General features: G+C 58.0%; 18 protein-coding genes and 1 tRNA gene. 11 read left to right on the forward strand and 8 right to left on the reverse strand.

Annotated elements, in window-relative coordinates; all coding sequences use genetic code 11:
- Positions 1-4: 4 nt before the first annotated feature.
- The 7 genes from ZBT109_RS11570 to ZBT109_RS11600 all read right to left on the reverse strand — a co-directional run bounded on the left by ZBT109_RS11570 (position 5) and on the right by ZBT109_RS11600 (position 5,518).
- Entirely contained in the window at positions 5-805 is an 801-nt protein-coding gene (locus tag ZBT109_RS11570) for a phage tail protein I (protein WP_051524248.1), read from the reverse strand.
- On the reverse strand, positions 802-1,791 hold the full coding sequence (locus ZBT109_RS11575) for a baseplate J/gp47 family protein (protein WP_027706346.1): 990 nt from the start codon (positions 1,789-1,791) through the stop codon (positions 802-804). The genes ZBT109_RS11570 and ZBT109_RS11575 overlap by 4 nt, the downstream gene beginning before the upstream one ends.
- On the reverse strand, positions 1,785-2,120 hold the full coding sequence (locus ZBT109_RS11580) for a GPW/gp25 family protein (RefSeq protein WP_027706347.1): 336 nt from the start codon (positions 2,118-2,120) through the stop codon (positions 1,785-1,787). Before ZBT109_RS11580 ends, ZBT109_RS11575 begins: the two co-directional genes overlap by 7 nt.
- A 2-nt stretch (positions 2,121-2,122) precedes the next feature.
- The gene (locus ZBT109_RS11585; RefSeq protein WP_027706348.1) at positions 2,123-2,863 is read right to left on the reverse strand and encodes a phage baseplate assembly protein V; all 741 of its coding nucleotides are present in this window, start codon (positions 2,861-2,863) and stop codon (positions 2,123-2,125) included.
- A complete protein-coding gene (locus ZBT109_RS11590; protein ID WP_051524249.1) occupies positions 2,856-3,401 on the reverse strand; it encodes a hypothetical protein in 546 nt (181 codons plus the stop codon). The genes ZBT109_RS11585 and ZBT109_RS11590 overlap by 8 nt, the downstream gene beginning before the upstream one ends.
- 852 nt (positions 3,402-4,253) lie before the next feature.
- On the reverse strand, positions 4,254-4,877 hold the full coding sequence (locus tag ZBT109_RS11595; RefSeq protein WP_027706349.1) for a hypothetical protein: 624 nt from the start codon (positions 4,875-4,877) through the stop codon (positions 4,254-4,256).
- Positions 4,878-5,431: 554 nt separating this feature from the next.
- Positions 5,432-5,518: transfer RNA gene (locus ZBT109_RS11600), tRNA-Leu, on the reverse strand.
- A 137-nt stretch (positions 5,519-5,655) separates the two neighbouring features.
- Here ZBT109_RS11600 and queA point away from each other — a divergent pair.
- From queA to secF, 5 genes are all read left to right on the forward strand, one after another.
- Entirely contained in the window at positions 5,656-6,693 is a 1,038-nt protein-coding gene (queA, locus tag ZBT109_RS11605; RefSeq protein ID WP_027706350.1) for a tRNA preQ1(34) S-adenosylmethionine ribosyltransferase-isomerase QueA, read from the forward strand.
- A gap of 88 nt (positions 6,694-6,781) precedes the next feature.
- Positions 6,782-7,900 carry a tRNA guanosine(34) transglycosylase Tgt gene (gene tgt, locus ZBT109_RS11610; protein WP_027706351.1) on the forward strand — a complete coding sequence of 373 codons (1,119 nt, stop codon included), beginning with the start codon at positions 6,782-6,784 and terminating at the stop codon, positions 7,898-7,900.
- A 73-nt stretch (positions 7,901-7,973) separates the two neighbouring features.
- Complete coding sequence (gene yajC / locus ZBT109_RS11615) at positions 7,974-8,312, forward strand: preprotein translocase subunit YajC (RefSeq protein WP_027706352.1); 339 nt, start codon at positions 7,974-7,976, stop codon at positions 8,310-8,312.
- Positions 8,313-8,454: 142 nt separating this feature from the next.
- Entirely contained in the window at positions 8,455-10,314 is a 1,860-nt protein-coding gene (gene secD / locus ZBT109_RS11620; protein ID WP_027706353.1) for a protein translocase subunit SecD, read from the forward strand.
- Positions 10,315-10,326: 12 nt separating this feature from the next.
- Positions 10,327-11,220: a protein translocase subunit SecF gene (secF, locus tag ZBT109_RS11625; protein ID WP_027706354.1), complete on the forward strand. Its 894-nt coding sequence runs from the start codon at positions 10,327-10,329 to the stop codon at positions 11,218-11,220.
- 725 nt (positions 11,221-11,945) lie between these two features.
- Here the strand turns inward: secF and ZBT109_RS11630 are convergent.
- Positions 11,946-12,743 carry an inositol monophosphatase family protein gene (locus tag ZBT109_RS11630; RefSeq protein ID WP_027706355.1) on the reverse strand — a complete coding sequence of 266 codons (798 nt, stop codon included), beginning with the start codon at positions 12,741-12,743 and terminating at the stop codon, positions 11,946-11,948.
- Between the two features lie 249 nt (positions 12,744-12,992).
- Between ZBT109_RS11630 and ZBT109_RS11635 the strand changes: the two genes are divergently transcribed.
- From ZBT109_RS11635 to rlmN, 6 genes are all read left to right on the forward strand, one after another.
- The gene (locus ZBT109_RS11635) at positions 12,993-13,775 is read left to right on the forward strand and encodes an RNA methyltransferase (protein ID WP_084261970.1); all 783 of its coding nucleotides are present in this window, start codon (positions 12,993-12,995) and stop codon (positions 13,773-13,775) included.
- A 282-nt stretch (positions 13,776-14,057) separates the two neighbouring features.
- Positions 14,058-14,528 (forward strand): Fe-S cluster assembly transcription factor, encoded by a 471-nt coding sequence (locus ZBT109_RS11640; RefSeq protein ID WP_038279792.1) that lies wholly within the window; start codon positions 14,058-14,060, stop codon positions 14,526-14,528.
- Between the two features lie 145 nt (positions 14,529-14,673).
- Positions 14,674-15,843, forward strand: a complete 1,170-nt coding sequence (locus ZBT109_RS11645) for a cysteine desulfurase family protein (protein ID WP_027706357.1) — start codon at positions 14,674-14,676, stop codon at positions 15,841-15,843.
- A 31-nt stretch (positions 15,844-15,874) separates the two neighbouring features.
- Entirely contained in the window at positions 15,875-16,201 is a 327-nt protein-coding gene (locus ZBT109_RS11650; RefSeq protein ID WP_027706358.1) for a HesB/IscA family protein, read from the forward strand.
- A gap of 142 nt (positions 16,202-16,343) precedes the next feature.
- A complete protein-coding gene (ndk, locus tag ZBT109_RS11655) occupies positions 16,344-16,775 on the forward strand; it encodes a nucleoside-diphosphate kinase (protein WP_027706359.1) in 432 nt (143 codons plus the stop codon).
- A gap of 162 nt (positions 16,776-16,937) precedes the next feature.
- Entirely contained in the window at positions 16,938-18,062 is a 1,125-nt protein-coding gene (gene rlmN / locus ZBT109_RS11660; protein ID WP_027706360.1) for a 23S rRNA (adenine(2503)-C(2))-methyltransferase RlmN, read from the forward strand.
- Positions 18,063-18,083 lie beyond the last annotated feature (21 nt).

The following is an 18,083-nucleotide window of genomic DNA, read 5'->3' on the forward strand; positions in this document are numbered from 1 at the left end:
TCTCTTATGCAGAACGGGGGTAGACGGTCGTTGCCGTCACCGGAGAGTGAATGAGAATCGCGATGCGCGTTGAAAAGTGTTCGGCGATATCGGCGCTGCGTGCGGGGAAGACGGTTGTCACCGTTGAGGGAGAATCGATATGCACCATCAGGTGTTCGCTAGCCACGCTTTGCGCCTGATCCGCTGCGCGCGGATAAACACGTGTCGAAGTACTGGGCGATAGCGCAGCAGCACGACCAAAGGCGTGCCCCGTAACCGACTGCGGTTTCTGCGCAGCTGGATAGACCGTCACTTCGGCTCCAGAGCTGGTGTATATCGCGGTGCGCACCTGCCCATGCACTTCGGTAGTGATATCCAAGTTGAGCGTGTCGCGCTCGGCCTTAGCGTCCTCAAGACGCGCCATCAGACGGTCGAAATCCCCTTGGGCAAAACCGGCCGTCGTACGCGAAATAACGCGAAACGAATAAGGTTGGCCTTGCGGCGACAGCGCATACCACGGCGTTACTTCAGCGGTGTAACCCATCGACTCGATGGCATGAATCAGGGCGGCCTTGGTTCCCGCTAGGCGCTTGATGGGCCACGACAACGCGACAGCATCACGCTTGCGCTGCTCGCTATCCGTCGACTGCCACTCACTGACCCCGCGATCAGCGGCAAGATAAGGAAGGAACTCGGCGGGTGTCTTCTCTGGCGTCATCAGGTGTGGGAAAGGAGGTTCAAGGTGTCCCAGCAGTTTCACCCATGCCTGCTCTAACCCGCGTTCCAGCAGCGAACTGTTGATCGGCAGCAGACTGTCATCGCTCATGACGTCCGTACCTCAACATTGATAGCGCTGCAGTAAGGCGCTTGGTGATCATCAGCGATGATAGAATTCAATGGTGAAGCCACTTCAATGCGCGCGGCACCCGCCTTGTGCAGGACATAGTCAACCCATGAACGGTCGATTCGTCCTCCCAACACATGATGTTCGTCAGCGTATTCTTGAAGTGCCTTGCGTGCCGCTTCTTGAGTCAGCGCGGCATCTGGCCCGGAGTTGATCCACACCGTGGCATTGATCTCGTAGCGCAGGATGTCAGCCCCTTGCACCGTCACTTCATCCGATCCTGGCACCACATCATCTCGTGCAAAGTGACGACGAACAGCCGTGAGCAACTCATCGCTGGCCGTGCCGTCGCCGCTGCGCGACAGCACCGTCACGGTCACCTTGCCGGGCGCAGTACGCAAACCATTACCGTCCTTGATCTGGGCCGCATAGCCTTTACTGTCAAGGAGGTAGGTCACCACCACTTTGCCCGTTTCAGGCGTCGTCACAGACACCTGTGCCCGCTCATCCAGCGTGAGCACTTCGCGTCGATAGTGCATACGCGACCCGGCGGCAGGCGCATGCGGCGCTAGGTAGTAGCGCAGACGTGCGTGCTCATCGGATTCATAGGTCGGGGCGACTGGCGGATAGGCACTGCTATCACCGGGAGAAATCACTTGGCGCTCTAGCCCCAGATCGGACAGACGCGCATCGAGATTTGAGCCTTCCGCCCACCACGCCAGCATCTGCGTAATGCGCTCGTTGTAGGCACGATCGCGTGTCTGAACGTACACGACAAACGCTTCGGCCAACTTGGTCAGAATCTCGGATTCATAGGTGAAGGTGTCCTTCACCTGCTCGGCCAGCGACGCATCGCTCTTGGCGATATAGTCCACCGTGTGTTTCTTCAGTTCCTCCAGCAGCGTCTCGAACGACGCGATCTTAACGATCTCCGGCTTGGAAAGCTGGTTCTGGCCCGGTATCAACATAGGGTTACCTCAAAAGTCACATTGCGGCTTTTCCACTCCCCTGAAAACCGCAGCACTACGCCAGTGGCCGTTCGCGTCGCTACGACCCGATCCGGAGTGAAGTCGCCCAATCCATTGTCTTGGTTGTAGAAGGCTTCCAGCGCATAGGCCTGCACCTTCATCAGCGTATCGTCGCCGGTGCTCTGTGCGAGGGTCTCGTGCAGCCGTGAACCGACGGTGCGGCGGTGCTCACGGGAGCCTTGAGGCGTCGTCATCACCTGCACCACGCGGCTCACGAACTGGTCGAACCCGCTAATGGAGCGGCCTGTATCTCGTTGCATTCCTAGCATGCTCAGCCCTCCGGCGGATCTGTCTTAGCTACCCCTTTCTGGACGTTGGGGTGCACGTGGCTGTTGCCGATATTGATGCCTGCATGGGTCACCATCGGGCCATTGAGCGTGATGCCGGCCGCATCCACCCTCAGCGTCGAACCGCCGGCGGTCAGCGTAATCGACAGGGGGTCCATCACGATCGACGACGACGTCACCTGACACAGCATCTGCTGCGCTGCAGCGTCGTACTGCTGAACGGCGCCATCGCTGAAGCGAGTCAGCGTCACTTTCTTGTCGGCATCATGCTGATGAAGCGTGCCATCGCTGTAATGGATGTCTGTGACCTTTCGCTGGCTGTCGTGCTGATAGCGCAGCCCATCGGGATATTCCGTCGCACTCACGTGCCCTTCTACGGAAGCGAGCGGAAAACCATCGCTTGGCAGGCCGCACAGCGCCATGGTCTGTGCACTGCTGTCACCGCCACCGTAATTGAGTAGCAGGCACTGTTCGCCCACTGAAGGATGACGAGCCTGCCTTACGTCACCGGCAGCGGGCATGAAATAGCGTACCCAGGGGGAAAGGCAGTCGCCGTGCTTGACGCGGCAGCGGCCCTGAGCGGGATCGACTGCACTCAGCACACCTACGCGGATCATATTGCTGAGCTGGCGCTGCACCTCATTGAGCGCATCACCGACGCCCGCTAGATGTTCGACATGTGACGACAATGCCTGCTGGATCATGCGTTCGATCAGACTACGCATGCAGACCCTCCTTCAACGGCGAGTACTGAGCGGCATCATTGATATTGGAAGCGTTGGCATTGGCCACCATCAGGCCATCGCCGCTGATGACAGGATCGTCATAGAGCGATTCGCCCAGATGGATGATCTGGAAGAACAGCACACGCCAGGCTTCATAGCGTGTTTGTTCGTGGAAGAAGTCCCTGCGGTGTGCCCTCAGGTTGCGGGGAGCGTAAACCTGCGATGCGGGCAGGCCCCAGCAGTTGTCATCAACAAGCTGCTGCGCGGCGGCCGCCAGATCCACTGCGTCACGCACTGCGCGATCACGCCCCTTGCCGATGACGGCATGCAATGCAATCCCCATATCGTGCGCATGACGCCCATCACCACCGCGCCCGGTCGTGCACAGCATGCTGACCGGCTCAATCAATACCGACGCAGCGCCGGGAGCGTCCGCTTGTTCATCAAGAAGACCGACATAGGTCTCTGGCAACTTTGCGGCCAGCACATCACGTATGGCGTACAGCAAATCCGAGGGCACCTTCAAACTTGATGACATGATGGCGTCCTATCTCTCTCTATAAGAAAGCCGACGCATCACGCAGATGCATCGGCTATGAAAATGAACAAGAACCAGTGCGCCACCAACGACGCACCAATAGAAACGCCCCGATACCGGAAGGCATCAGGGCGCGATGGAAGAAGCCTTCGCCGCAGCGGACTTCTAACAGGATGGCACTATTCTGGCAGTCCCCAGACCGTTTTGCGATCGACTGCCGATGTAAAACACACGGTGACAACCATAGCGTTTCTCGCCATGAAAAGCGGCGCCATAAACAACGACGCCCTCACCGTGCACTAGCACAGCAAGGGCGTTTCATTCGTCATTGAGGCAAGGTAACCAAAGCTACCAATCGTCTCGATACACGTTGTTCAGGATGACACCATTTTGGCAGTCCCCAGACTGTTTTACGACCGACTGCCGATGTAAAACGCACAGTGACACCCGCAGTATTTTTAGCAATGAAAAGCCCTGCTATTAACGACGACGCCCTCACCGTGCGCGAGCACAGCAAGGGCGTTTTATAAGCAGTCCAAGCCACGGCGACCAAAGCTACCAATCGTCTCGATACACGTTGTTCAGGATGACACTATTCTGGCAGTCCCCAGACCGTTTTACGATCGACTGCCGATGTAAAACACACAGTGACACCCGCTGTGTTTTAGCCATGACAGGCTGCGCCATAAACAACGACGCCCTCACCGTGCGCGAGCACAGCAAGGGCATCTTAAAAATCAAAGGGCGGTAAGTTCAGCCATGACCTTTCTTGTGTCTATATAAAGGCATTCGTAAGCCCACGCCATTCAGATAGGAAGCGCCACACAAGGGCCTTCACGCGTGCGCGATTCGCTATGCGACAAGAATGCCAGCCTCCAGCAAAGAGCGATTCATCGCATTCATCAGACGCCCTCTGGCACGAACGCCTGCGCGCTGCAGTGCTTGGGCGGAAGGGAAAGGGCGATCAAGCGAGATATCGAGCCAGCGTACCAGCACCTGCTGCAATGACCAGATGTCGTCTAGGGTAAGGTCACGCGGTGGCAGTGCTTCCATCGCTTCCAGTGAGGCCATATCTAGCCGCCCGTCCCGCTGGCGTGCAGGCTGCAGCTGATACCCCGTCAGCAACAGAGCAGCCTGATCGCGTGGCTTTAACTGCTTCAGCAACGCCGACGCCGTATGCGCTTCGGCACTACGTCCACCGCTCCGTTCGCGGTGTTGCAAACGCTGAACGGTCCGTTCGTGGAAGGATAACCCCGGTGCGGTAGTACGTACACCGCCCCCTAAGCTTGCGCAGGGTGATGCGCTGGCCCAGCCGCTCAGCGCACGCTGCTCTTCCATACCGAACTGAAGGCGATGGTCGATTTCTTCCTGTACCAGCAAGCGAACGAGCGCACAGCGTGCCGGTTCCTGCTGAAGTACCCCGGCATTGCGCCCATAAAGCTGCCGAATCCAATACATGAAATGATGATCTACCACGCTCGCTCCTCCGCGCATCGTCTTCTAGTCGCTGGCTTGGCAGATGGCGCGCTCAACCATTGTGGCCCAGCCGTCATCTACACGTTTCCAGTCATGGAATGTCCGTATCGGTGTCAGACGCTCCGAAGGCGCTCATACATGCACAATGTGCACAGCCATCCATTTTCCCGATAGCCATCAATGGCGGCCCTCTCTTCATTCGAGACGATCATGCCACTGTATGCTTTGTGCAAACATTGCAAAGGACACCGCCATCCTAAAGCACACGATGCTCAAATCATCGAAAGAGGCGTTGTAAGGCGGCCGCTAACGCATCGGTTCATTTGCAGAATTCGTGAATATGAGCAGTCGCTAACTTGGAGAGTCCTTAAACGAGCGACTGTTAGATGCTAACGCCTGCTTTATGGAAAAATGCCGCGACGAGAAGTTACCGATGAGGAACGTTTACTGACGCAAGACCGTCACGAAAGCGAGGAAGGAAAACAAAAAAAGGCCGCTCAAGAGCGACCTTTTCATGGCAGGGCGATGTCGATGACACCGCTTTGCTGTATTCGTGGTACCAGTGGCCGGACTCGAACCGGCACGGGGGTTAGCCCGGTGGATTTTGAATCCACTGCGTCTACCAATTTCGCCACACTGGCATAACTGTGCGTCTGCATTATACGGAGCCGCTGAGATACGTCAATGACTTTGGGAGATCAATTGGCTATGATGGCCGCCTTATCCTATGGGGGACCATCGCCCTCGTGACACGCTCCTATCATCGGAATGGCAGGCCATGCAACGCTCTGACTTTCACTTCGATCTCCCCGAGGCGCTGATCGCGCGTTATCCGTCAGCCTCCCGCACCGACTGCCGCCTACTCTGCGTCGACGGGACGAGCGGCCAGCTGGCGCACACGCGCTTTCCCGCCTTGCTCGATCACCTGAACCCAGGTGATGTCATGGTGTTCAACGATACGCGCGTCATTCCGGCCCGCCTGTTCGGTCAGAAAGCCTCCGGTGGCAAAGTCGAAATGCTGTTAGAGCGCCTGCTCGACAGCCATCGTGCGTTGGTGCACCTGCGCAGCAGCAAGTCGCCGAAGCCGGGCACTCGACTGCATTTCGAGGGGGGGATCGAAGCGGAAGTCGAAGGCCGCGATGACGCCCTCTTCATCCTGCACTTCTTGAATGAAGAAGCACTGGTACCGTTGCTGGAGCAGCACGGCCATATGCCGCTGCCTCCTTATATTACCCGCGAAGATGAGCTGAGCGACCGCGAACGTTACCAAACGGTCTATGCCCGTAACGAAGGCGCGGTTGCCGCCCCCACGGCGGGCCTGCACTTCGATGATGCCATGATGCAACAGCTACGCGACAAAGGCATCGAAACAGCCTTCGTCACTCTGCACGTTGGGGCGGGCACGTTTCAGCCGGTGCGCGAAGACAACATCACCGATCATGTAATGCACAGCGAGTGGCTGAACGTCAGCGAAGAAACATGTGACATCGTCAATGCCGCTCATGCCCGAGGCAATCGCGTCATTGCAGTCGGTACCACCAGCGTACGCTGTCTGGAAACCGCGTCACAGAACGGCACGCTGCGTCCTTTCATCGGTGACACGACGATCTTCATCTATCCCGGCTACCGCTGGCAGTGCGTCGACGCACTGGTCACCAATTTCCATTTGCCTGAATCGACGCTGTTGATGCTGGTATCGGCCTTTGCAGGCTATGACGCTACCATGCGAGCCTACCAAGAAGCCGTCGAGCAGCAGTATGCGTTCTTCAGCTATGGCGATGCGATGTTCCTGACCCGTAAGCCTGAGGCCGAGTGACAGCGCGCCATCGCCACCGCATTGCGCCTGCAATGCCCCGCTTATCGCATTACACGTACGAGAGACCTTCATGAGAGAAGAATGCTTCATGCATTTCGAGCGCATCGCGCAGGATGGCAAGGCCCGTCGCGGCCGCCTGAGCTTCCCGCGCGGTACGGTCGAGACGCCGGCCTTCATGCCGGTCGGCACCTACGGTACCGTCAAGGGCATGACCCCGCATGACATCGAGAAAATCGGTGCCGAAATCATTCTCGGCAACACCTTCCACCTGTGGCTGCGCCCAGGGATGGAGGTGATGGAGACGCACGGCGATCTGCATGACTTCTCTCAGTGGCAGCGCCCGATCCTGACCGACTCCGGCGGCTTCCAGGTGTTCTCGCTCGGCGAAATGCGCAAGATCACCGAAGAAGGCGTCCATTTCCGCTCACCGGTCGACGGTTCCAAAGTGTTTATGGGTCCGGAAGAGTCCATGGCCGTACAGCGCTCTCTCGGTTCCGATATCGTGATGATCTTCGATGAGTGCACGCCCTACCCGGCTACCTATGAACAAGCCAAGGACTCCATGGAACTGTCATTGCGCTGGGCACAACGTTCACGCACTGCGCACGGTTCCTCTCCATCGGCACTGTTCGGTATCATCCAAGGCGGCATGTACAAGGAGCTGCGCGAACGCTCGCTGAAAGGGTTGGTCGAGATCGGCTTTGATGGGCTAGCGATCGGCGGGCTATCCGTCGGCGAGCCAAAAGAAGAAATGATGAAGGTGCTCGACTACCTGCCGACCATGATGCCGTCGCACCTGCCGCGCTATCTGATGGGCGTCGGCAAGCCGGAAGATCTGGTTGAGGGCGTTCGCCGCGGTGTGGACATGTTCGATTGTGTAATGCCGACCCGCAATGCGCGCAACGGACATCTGTTCACCTTCGACGGCGTGGTACGCATCCGCAATGCGTCACACCGCCACTCGACGGCACCGCTCGAAGCCGACTGCGACTGCTACACTTGTCAGCACTTCTCGCGCGGCTATCTGCATCACCTTGACCGCTGTGGGGAAATGCTGGGCGCACAGCTCAACACGATCCACAACTTGCGCCATTACCAGCGCCTGATGGCCGGTTTACGCGGCGCCATCGAAGCAGGTACATTGACCGATTACGTAGAGAACTTCTATGCCCGTCGCGGACAGCCCGTTCCGCCGCTGGCAGACTGATCGTTTTCCATAGGCATCCGCTCGACGGGTGCCTTGCCTTACCGTTTCATCCTACTTTTGACGAGGAATACCCATGCTCGATTTTCTGATTACCGCGGCTCACGCCGATGGCGCAGCGGCTCCGGCAACGCAGGGCAGCTCCCTGATTACGTTCCTGCCGATCATCGCCGTCTTCATCCTGATGTACTTCATGGTCATGCGTCCGCAGAGCAAGCGTGCCAAGGCACAGCGCGAACTGATGAGCCAGCTGGCCAAAGGCAACGAAGTCGTTTTTGCCGGTGGTCTGACCGGCCGCATCACCAAAGTGGTCGATGACTACGTCAAGGTCGAAATCGCCGAAGGCACCGAGCTGACCATCCAGAAGAATGCGGTCATCGCTGTCCTGCCTAAAGGCACGCTGAAAAACATCTGACACATGGCAACACGGGACTGACATCACGCGATATGGGATGTCCGTGCTGTCTGGCAGGTTGGGGCGGCCTTGCGCTGCCCCGCTTGCGCGCATCCGCGCGGCGCCTGCCCTGTATTCACGTCAGCCACTAGGGAAGAGCTCAATGCTCAATCGCTATCCACTCTGGAAATATCTTCTGATCGCGGTGGTGCTGATCGTCGGTACGATCTATGCGCTGCCCAATCTCTACCCTGAAGAGCCGGCGGTCCAGATCAGCGGGCAGGGGGAAACCCAGCTTACCCGACAGGATCTCGATCGTGCCGTTGCGGTACTCGATCAGGCGGGTATCAGCGTCAAACGTGGCGAAATGTCAGCAGACAACCGTTCCGCTCTCATTCGCCTGAACAGCATCAGCCAGCAGGCACACGCCAAGGAACTGGTCGATCACGAACTGGGTGACAACTACGTCACGGCCCTTAACCTGGCCGATGCGACGCCCGCGTGGCTGCGTGCCGTCGGTGGCGCTCCCATGAGCTTGGGTCTTGACCTGCGGGGTGGCGTGCACTTCATGCTAGACGTGGACATGCCTGCCGCCGTCGATCAGCGCCTGAATACCCATGCCGGTCTGATTCGCCAGCTGCTGCGTGATGACAATCTTCGCACGCTGCGCAACAAGGTCGAAAATGGCCAGATCGTCATGTCCTTTACCAGTGAAGACGATCTCAATCAGGCCAAGAGCCTGATCACCTCCAAATTCAGCGACGCCCAGAACTACACGTTCACCACCGAACAGCGTGGCCGCGGCGTAGCACTGACCATGGCGCTCAAGCCTTCCGCTCTGCAGGATCTGCAGAACTACGCCATTGAGCAGAACCTCACGACGCTGCGTAACCGCGTAAACGAACTGGGGGTGTCCGAGCCTACCGTTCAGCGCGTGGGTGACAACCGCATCATGGTCGAACTGCCGGGGATCCAAGATACCGCTGCGGCCAAACGCGTTGTCGGTGCTACGGCGAACCTTGAGTTCCGCATGGCGGCCACTCAGGAAACATCAGCGGCCGATACCGAAGTCATTCCGTTCCGCAACAAGACCGAACACCGAGAAGCACCGCTGATGCGCGATGTCATCGTGACCGGTGATCAGGTCTCCAGCGCAAGCGTCGGCGTCGACCAGAACGGCCGCCCGTCCGTCAGCATCCAGTTGGACAGCGCAGGCGGTAAAGAAATGTCGCGCGCCACGCAGAACAACGTCGGCAACGCAATGGCCGTCATCTACATCGAGCACAAGAGCGACGCCGTTACCGATGCCGAAGGCGATGCTCAGCGCCATACTCGTACCGAACGCGGCATCATCAGCCTCGCTACGATCCAGTCCCAGCTGAGCGATAAGTTCCAGATCACGGGTCTGCGTTCCGCCAGTGAAGCACAGGAACTGTCGCTGCTGCTGCGCTCTGGTTCGCTTGCCGCACCGATCTACTTCTCCGAAGAAAGCACCATCGGGCCAAGCTTGGGTCAACAAAACATTGACCGAGGCATCATGTCCGTTGGCGTCGCGCTGGCGATGCTGATCGTCTTCATGATCCTGCGCTACAAGGGGTTCGGCATCATCGCCACGCTAGCACTGATCGCCAACTTGGCACTGCTGCTGGCACTGATGTCCCTGATGGGGGCCACGCTGACGATGCCCGGTATTGCCGGTATCGTGCTGGCACTGGCAATGGCCGTCGACGGGAACGTACTGATCTTTGAACGTATCCGTGAAGAACAGCGCACCCAGCTTGCACCGCTGCAAGCCATTCAGGCGGGTTACGACCGCGCACTGACGTCCATCGTCGACTCCCAGCTGACGACACTGCTGGTCGCCCTGATCCTGTTCAAGATCGGTACCGGCCCCGTCAAGGGCTTCGCCGTAACGACCGCCATCGGGATCATCACGTCGGTGTTCACGTCGGTGACGCTCAGCCGTGCCTTGACCCATCTGGCCTACGGCTATCGCCGTACGCTGAAACGTCTCTGGATCTGAGGGGCCATGACAATGAAACTCATCGACTTCATGGGTAAACGTCGAATTGCCTACGTCATTTCCATTCTGCTGACGATCATCGCAATCGGCTCACTGGCCACACGTCATCTGAACCTGGGGCTGGACTTCACGGGTGGGACGATCGTGCAGGTGCACTTTGATCGCCAGCCGGATCTTGAACAGGTACGCGAAACCATCGCCAAAGCGGGGTATCCAAACCCGACCGTACAGGCAGGCGGTACGACTCAGGATGCGCAAATCCGCATGCAGGTCGACTACACTGACAACATCGGCCAGAAGATCGCAGCGGTCATTTCCAGCAGCGATAATGCGGCTCATGTGGTCAGCGCCAACTTTATCGGCTCGCAGGTGGGTGACCAGCTTAGCAATCAAGGGGGCAAAGGCCTTCTGTATGCGCTGATCGGCATCATGATCTACCTTGCCCTGCGCTTTCAGTGGAAGTTTGCTCTGGGGGCTGTACTGGCACTGGCACACGACGTATTAATCGTCATCGGCATCTTCTCGATCTTCCACTTGGAATTCGACCTGACCGTGATGGCCGGTGTGCTAGCGGTGCTGGGGTATTCACTCAATGATACGATCGTGGTCTATGACCGTATCCGAGAGAACATCCGCACTTCGCGCAGCCACGACATCGTGCAGATCTGCAACGATGCCATCAATCAGACGCTGGCGCGTACCATTGCAACCTCCGGTACGACCCTGCTGGCACTGTGCGCGCTGTACACCATGGGCGGCGAGATGCTGCACAACTTCTCGCTGGCATTGATCTTCGGGGTCGTACTGGGTACGTTCTCGTCGATCTACGTTGCCGCCGCTCTGCTGGTACTGTTCAAACTACGTCGTTCGGACCTGACCAAGCCACAGCACGACAGCACGCCCTGACCGTAAACGCCTTTCGAGGCGCTGCACTACAGGCGTGAAAAACCCCCAACGGTGATCGGCACCGCTGGGGGTTTTTCATATCCACACGCCATGTTCATTTACGGTGCGATGCCTTACATGGCCGCCCCTTCGCTCAAGCACAACAAGCTCAAACGAAAACGAAAACGAAAACGAAAATGGTCACCGCGGGCTTTTCTCTTATCCACCCGAAGCCTCCATCAGCAAAGCCATGCCCGCCCCGCTGCCAAAACACAGCAATCTCGCATAAGGCAATTAATCACCACTGCGGGCTTTCCCTTATCCGCACAAAGCACCCACCTGCGGAGTCACACCACACATGACCGCTCTACCACCCAAACACAGCGGTCCCGCATAAGACAATTGATCACCACCGCGGGCTTTCCCTTATCCGCACAAAGCACCCACCTGCGGAGTCACACCACACATGACCGCTCTACCACCCAAACACTGCGGTCTCGCATAAGACAATTGATCACCACCGCGGGCTTTCCCTTATCCGCACAAAGCACCCACCTGCGAAGTCGCACCACACATAATCGCTCTGCCGCCTAAAACACAGCAGTTTCGCATAGCAGATGCCTCTCTAAGCGAAAGGGCTATATATCAAGCAGAAGTGAATCGCTTTACATCAAGAAGAGGCGACGGTACCAACAAAAATGGCCAGCCCGAAGGCTGGCCATTTAGCACTTCTGCACCGTAGGCAATCAGGAGGCGATAGACGCGAACTGACGTACCAATACGGGGAACAGGCGCTGGTGCGATGCCATCAGTACGGTTTCCGGCTCAATGCGCGGAGAACCGTTCAGCGGGCCAACAATTGCGCCAGCTTCTTTCAGCAGCAGCGAAGCAAGGTGGGTATCGTATTCGTCCAGACCGAAGGCCAGGGCGAAATCGACACGACCGGCAGCGAAATCAGCCAAGTCCAGCAGCGGGCAACCAGAAGAACGAATCATATCGACCTGCGGTGCCAGTGCACGCGTGACGGCCTGATACTGTTCGATATTGCGCGCACGAATCCAGCGTTCCGGCAAGCTCATGGCAACGCGCGTGTCTTCGATCTGAGCGACCGGCTGCGTACGCATGCGGTGCTGATTGAAGCGCGTGCCTTGGCCGCGGCTCACCACGAATTCTTCATCGGTGAAGGGGGAGATCAGTACGGCGTGCTCGGCACGACCCTTGACGTAGCAGGTCATGGAGATCGCCCAGCCCGGAGCGCTGTGCGCCAGGTTGGAATAACCGTGCTGCAGTTCGATTTTCCAATGGAAGTCTTTACCCATTCCGGTACCTTCGCGGTACGGAGTGAAGCGACCAGAAATACCGTGGAGGGGATAGCCACGCTCAAAGCTGCGCACAATCTGTGCCTCAGCGAAGCGTGCTGTGTCTTCCAGCAGGGTATCGAGTGTCTTGTCTTCGCGAGCGACTTCGATCTTCTCGCGCATGCGGTAATACGTATCCTGAGCGCCACGCAGGGCACGCAGGGCGAATTCGACCATAGGTTGCATGGTATATCGACCTGATTCAGAGTGATGAACGACAAGGCTTCCCCATTGAAGGGGCCCCTACCGAAAGGCACTGTTAAAGAGCGAAAGAGTTGCAAAAGCACACTGCCAAAGAAGCAGATGTCCTGCAAGGGACGCTATCCTAGCAGAACGTCCAACAGCCGGAAAGCATCATGCTAGAATCTGCGTCAATTACGCCTTGTGCTTACTCATCCGCCGCCGTATGCGGCGCTTCAGGTCAAAGGAACTTCCGTGGACGCACTTCCTTCAGATAGCTGGCTTTCTCGCATTCGCATCGTTCTGGTCGGCACCAGCCACCCAGGCAACATCGGCGGCGTAGCGCGCGCCATGAAGAACATGGGCCTATTCGATCTGGCGCTGGTCAGTCCGCGCTGTGCGCCCAATGAACGCGATGCCATTGCGCGCGCATCCGGCGCAGACGATGTGCTGGCCAACCTGACGACCCACCACACACTGGCGGAAGCATTGACCGGTTGTACATGGGTTGTAGGCTGCAGCGCCCGCAGTCGCACGCTGCCGTGGCCGATGGTAACGCCGCGTGAATTCGCAGCGCGCCTACCGGGAGAACTGACCGCTGGCGGTGAAGATGCCCGCGTCGCGATCGTATTCGGCCGTGAGGATACAGGCCTCACCAACGACGAACTGCAGCACTGCCAAACCCATGTCCATATCCTCACCAATCCCCAGTTCTCTTCGCTGAACTTGGGAGCGGCAGTACAGGTCATGGCCTACGAAGCGCATCAGTGCTGGCGCGATCACCAAGATATCCGTGATGAGCACTCAGATACGCCGTTCGGCATCGAATGGGATCACCCGCTGGCCACGCAGGACGAGCTGGAACAGCTGTTCGTGCACATGGAACGCTCGCTGATCGCACTCGGTTTCCATGACCCGGAAAACCCCCGCCAATTGATGCCCCGCCTACGACGTTTGTATGCCCGTGCTCGCCCCGATCGGATGGAAGTGAACATCCTTCGCGGCATCGCCAGTGCCATAGAAAAGGCCAAGCGATAGGCTAAGAAAAGGGCATTTTTGATCGCTTTTTAGCGCGGCACGGCGTCGCAAGCGACATTTATCCACAACCCCCTACGATCCTGCTCAATCCCGCATGATCACGGCGTTTTCCTAGCGATAGAAAGATTTTCTTAATTCCTATTAAAATTGTGGGGTATTGACATACCCCCCTTGTTATCTATATGCAATTGTGGTCAAGGCTCGCTTACGACGGGTCGACAGTACTCCCGCTTTTATACCCATCATTCACATAACGCCTAATTATTACGAGGGCACACTTTCATGCGCCTGACCACAAAAGGCCGCTACGCGGTCACTGCAATGCTGGATCTGGCAATCCACGCTGAAAACAATACGCCCATCAGTCTGGCGGATATTTCCAAACGCCAGGCCATTTCGCTCTCCTATCTGGAGCAGCTCTTCGCTCGCCTGCGTCGTTCGGGGCTAGTCAACAGCGTGCGGGGACCAGGGGGTGGTTATCTGCTGAGCGATTCTCCTGACAATATCTCCATCGCACGCGTTGTGGATGCCGTCAACGAGTCCGTGGACGCGACGCGCTGTCAGAAGCGTGGCGATTGTCAGAATGGAGCGCCGTGTCTGACGCACCATCTGTGGTGCGAACTGTCCGATACCATTCATGATTTTCTGGATGGCATTTCGCTGGGACAGCTGCTGCGTCGTCGCGAAGTTAGCGACATTGCGCATATGCAACAGGGCCATCACGACGAGCGCGTGATCTCTTTTGCGCACTGATGCAGCGTAGCAAGACCCGCCCGGCCGCTTTTTTACGTTCGCCGACGTAGGTCATAACGGTTATCATTTGCGTGTAGTATAGTAGCCATGCAAGATGTTCAGGAATTGCATGGCTCTATTCACCGACCAGCAAAGGTAGCCGCCCATGCCTCGATTCCCCCTCTATTTCGATTACGCCGCCTCTACCCCCGTCGACCCTCGTGTAGCCGATATCATGGCCCAGCACCTGACGTTGGATGGCAACTATGCCAATCCCGCATCACGTAGCCATATGCCCGGCTGGCTGGCAGAGCAGGCCGTCGAAATAGGGCGTCGTCAGGTTGCGGATACGCTCAAGGTCGATCCTCGCGAGATCATCTGGACATCAGGGGCTACCGAAGCTGATAACCTTGCCTTGATCGGGTTCATGCGCGCTAATGCCGATCGCGGTCGCCACCTCATCACATCCATCATCGAACACAAGGCCGTCATCGACACGGCACGCTACCTCGAAGAGGAAGAAGGCGTACGCGTCACATGGCTGACGCCCGAGGCCGATGGCCGAATCTCTCCCGCCGCTCTTGAGGCTGCCATTTCCAATGAAACGGCACTCGTATCGCTGATGGCGGTCAACAATGAAGTAGGCAGCATCAATGACCTGAAAGCGCTAGGCGATATTGCGCACGCTCACGGCGCAGCGTTCCACGTCGATGGTGCACAAGCCATCGGGCATATCCCGCTTGACCTCAGTCAGCTGCCCGTCGACATGCTGTCGCTGTCCGGCCATAAGGCATATGGCCCCAAAGGCGTAGGGGCGCTTTATATCCGCCGCGACACTCGCGTGGCACCGCTCATTCACGGTGGCGGTCACGAGCGCGGCTACCGCTCGGGCACACTGCCAACCCACCAGATTGCAGGCATGGGCAAAGCCTTCGAGATCATCAACCAGAATCCGGACGGCGAGATCGCACACCTGCGTGATATGCGCCAACGCTTCCTCGACGGCCTGCAATGCCTGACGGCCACGCATATCAACGGCCCCCGCGACGGCGGTTCACCGCATCTGGTCAACTTGGCATTTGAAGGCATCGACGGCGAAACACTGATGATGGAAATGAAGGAACTGGCAGTCTCGACCGGTTCGGCCTGCAACTCTGCCAGCCTGACGCCCTCCTTCGTACTGACGGGCATTGGGCTGTCGCCCGAACTGGCACTGTCCTCTGTGCGTTTCAGCTTTGGCCGTTTCACCACCGCCGAAGACATCGACGTCGCCACGCAGGTCATCATGCAGGCCGTACGCAAGCTGCGCCCGACGACCAACGACCAGCACGCCTAGGCGCGCCCAGACACTATTTCGGAGACACTTCATGGCTCAGATCACCATGACTCAGGCCGCCGCCGATCAGATCAAGCGCCTGATCGCCAATGAACACGAGGCACTCGGGCTGCGCGTGGGCGTCAAGCCTAGCGGTTGCTCAGGCTATGCTTACACCCTCGACCTGGCACGCCAACTGAACGATGATGATCATGTCTTCACGCATGACGACGCCCAGATCATCATTGATGATGAAGCGCTGCACATGCTCGACGGCACCGAAGTGGACTACGTGAGCGAAGGCCTCAACCGCCTGTTCAAGTTCCACAATCCCAACGTCAAGGACGAATGCGGCTGTGGCGAAAGCTTCAGCGTCTGACACGCCCGCTGATGGATGAGTCGGCCCCGCGGCCGATATCGAACAGGAGAGCATGCACGATGACATGCCATGTCCTTCCGTTCATGTCACCGCGCGTGAGTATCGCCTCTCCGTCAATCGCATTCATTACAAGGAGCAGTTCATGGCTATCGAACGTACGTTTTCTATCATCAAGCCCAATGCCGTTGCCCAAAACGTGATCGGTGAAATCGAGCGACGTTTTGAGCAGGCGGGTCTGACGATCATCGCCATGAAAATGCTGAAACTGACGCGCGAAGAAGCCGAAGGGTTCTACGCCGAGCATAAGGGCAAGCCGTTCTTTGCTGGCCTAATCGACTTCATGACCTCTGGCCCGATGATCGTGCAGGTGCTGGAAGGCGAAAATGCCATCCACCACAACCGCGAGCTGATGGGGGCCACCGATCCGGCCAAAGCGGCACCGGGTACGATCCGCGCCGATTTCGGCTCTCACGAGCAGGTGTCAGCCAATGCCGTGCACGGCTCGGATTCGCCAATCTCCGCCGCACGTGAAATCCGCTATTTCTTTACTGAGGATGAACTGTTCCCGCACTGATCCCATCACTGCGGCACCGTCCCTCGGCATTCTGCGCGCACAGCGCCTCTCTGCGGCCGTTCCCTCTGTACGGGCACGGCCAGACAGGGTAGGCTCTGTGCGCCTGTTTTCATTCTGTAGCTAGTGCCTTTCGCACCTAGTGTTCTCGTTTCCGGACAGACGATGACCGCAACTGATTCTGCTGCGCCCCGCCCCAACCTGCTGGGCTTCTCCCTTGATGATATGGTGGAGTTCTTCACCGGTATCGGAGAAAAGACATTCCGCGCCAAACAAGTGATGAAGTGGATTCATCATGAGGGCGTGACCGATTTTGCCGACATGACCAATCTGTCGAAGGCACTGCGCGAGAAGCTGACGCGTACAGCCGAAATCCGCGCACCGCGCGTGGCATGGCAGGGGGAATCCAAGGACGGCACCCGCAAGTGGGTCATCGAAACCGATGGCGGCAGCTTGGTCGAAACCGTACTGATTCCTGCCGACGGTGGCCGTCGCACGCTGTGCGTCTCGTCACAGGTAGGCTGTTCGCTCGACTGCAGCTTCTGCTCGACTGGCAAACAGGGCTTCGCCCGCAACCTGACCAGCGATGAAATCATCGGACAGGTCTGGATCGCCAGCCACACCGGCGCCGCTTACGACGATGGCCGACGCCCCGTCACCAACGTGGTGATGATGGGCATGGGCGAGCCGCTGATGAACTATCAGCCGGTCGTCACCGCCATGAAGCTGATGCTGGACGACAACGCCTATGGGCTGTCCAAGCGCCGTGTAACGCTGTCCACGTCCGGCGTCGTGCCGATGATCGACAAGCTGGGCGACGAACTGGACGTCAGTCTGGCGATCTCGCTGCATGCGCCTACCGACGAGCTACGCAACACCCTGGTGCCCATCAATCGCAAATACAATATTGAGAAGCTGCTGGACTCATGCCGCCGCTATCTCGAGAAGTGCGGCGATGCTCGAATGATCACGGTGGAATATACCTTGATCAGTGGGGTAAACGATCAGCGTGAACATGCCGATCAACTGGCTGAACTGCTGCGGACTATTCCGTGCAAGATCAACCTAATTCCCTTCAACCCGTTCCCCGGGTCGGGCTACGAGAAACCGTCGCGTAACCAGAGCATGCGTTTTCAGGGCTGGCTGTACGAGCACGGCTACCATGCGCCAATCCGCCAGACGCGCGGTGACGACATCGACGCCGCCTGTGGACAGCTGGTCGGTCGCGTCAAGGACCGTACTCGCCGCCAAGAGCGCTATATTCAGACGCTGCAGCTCGACGCGGACTGATTCGACGCTCGCGCAGTAATG

The organism is Zymobacter palmae, from assembly GCF_003610015.1.
GTDB classification, from domain to species: Bacteria; Pseudomonadota; Gammaproteobacteria; order Pseudomonadales; family Halomonadaceae; genus Zymobacter; species Zymobacter palmae.